The organism is Kitasatospora sp. NPDC057512, assembly GCF_042802135.1.
Classification (GTDB): domain Bacteria; phylum Actinomycetota; class Actinomycetes; order Streptomycetales; family Streptomycetaceae; genus Kitasatospora.
Genome location: NZ_JBHVET010001304.1, coordinates 1 through 1,015, shown reverse-complemented (window position 1 = coordinate 1,015; position 1,015 = coordinate 1). Strand labels below are relative to the sequence as shown.

Here is a 1,015-nt window from a genome sequence, read left to right as displayed (position 1 = left end):
GACGCTCCGCCACCCGGCGACCCGTCTTCCCCGTCCCACCGACCACCAGCACGACACCGGACTCGACCGCGAGATCCACCACACCAGCCATCACAATCACCCTCACTCGGAGTAGGAGCCTGTTCGGATCGGCGGACCCGCCGGGGTTCGTGAACCCCGCGCGTCCGTCCTTGTGCTCACCAGTCAAGGCCACTCCGGGCCGGCGAACCATAGCCTCCGCACTCAGTTCCATGCGCGAGCGTCTACACCCCCGCCGCGCCCCCTCCGCCCTCCACCAGAACACACCCAAGCCGCCACGAACCACCCGTCTCGACCCTGCCTCCAGCAGCCCTTGAGCACCGGAAGACCGCCGTGGAGGTACCCGGCGCCAGCCTTACGAGGTCCTGAGCCCGCTCGCCGGGCGGGCCGCTCCCGGCGCACCCGCAGTGTCGTCACGGCCCGGCCGCGGCAGGTCCGGTAGGGGGTGGTAGAGACCGGTCGGGCATGATGCCTCGGTGTTCTACGAAGATCTGACCGAGTACACCTACAACGCCAAGGACTATTTCGACGAGCCGGAGCCCGGGTTCCGCGCCCTCTGGTACCGCCCCGCGTACACCCGGCTGAACGTCGGCTGGTTGGAGGCCGGCCGGACCTATCCGACCGGGAGGGTTCCGGCCGAGTTCACGGCGAAGCTGAGGGCCATCCAACAGGTGCAGTGGATGAACGTCTGCCTCGGGCTGCACGAGTGCGACCTGTGCCCGCCGGGCGACGAGTGCCCGGAGGGCAACGGCGAGATCCGGATCCCGGGCGCGCCAGCGATCGCCTATGCGGCACCGTTCCTGATCACCCACTACATCACCGCGCACGACTACCGGCCGCCGACCGAGTTCGTCGACGCCGTCATGGCGGTCGACCTCGACGCGTGGGCGGCGGCACGGTGGCCCGAGGTGCCCTTCCCGTGGGTGCCGGAGGAAGGGGCCGAGTGGCTGCTGGAGTAGCAGCGCCGCGGGCGGAGGGGTCCGGATTGCCGGACTCC

At 70.1% G+C, this 1,015-nt stretch carries 1 protein-coding gene; it reads left to right on the top strand.

Going from position 1 to position 1,015, the window contains the following annotated elements; translation table 11 throughout:
- The first annotated feature begins 494 nt into the window (after positions 1–494).
- Positions 495–977 carry a hypothetical protein gene (locus ACFU6K_RS39640; protein WP_380671620.1) on the top strand — a complete coding sequence of 161 codons (483 nt, stop codon included), beginning with the start codon at positions 495–497 and terminating at the stop codon, positions 975–977.
- Positions 978–1,015: the final 38 nt, after the last annotated feature.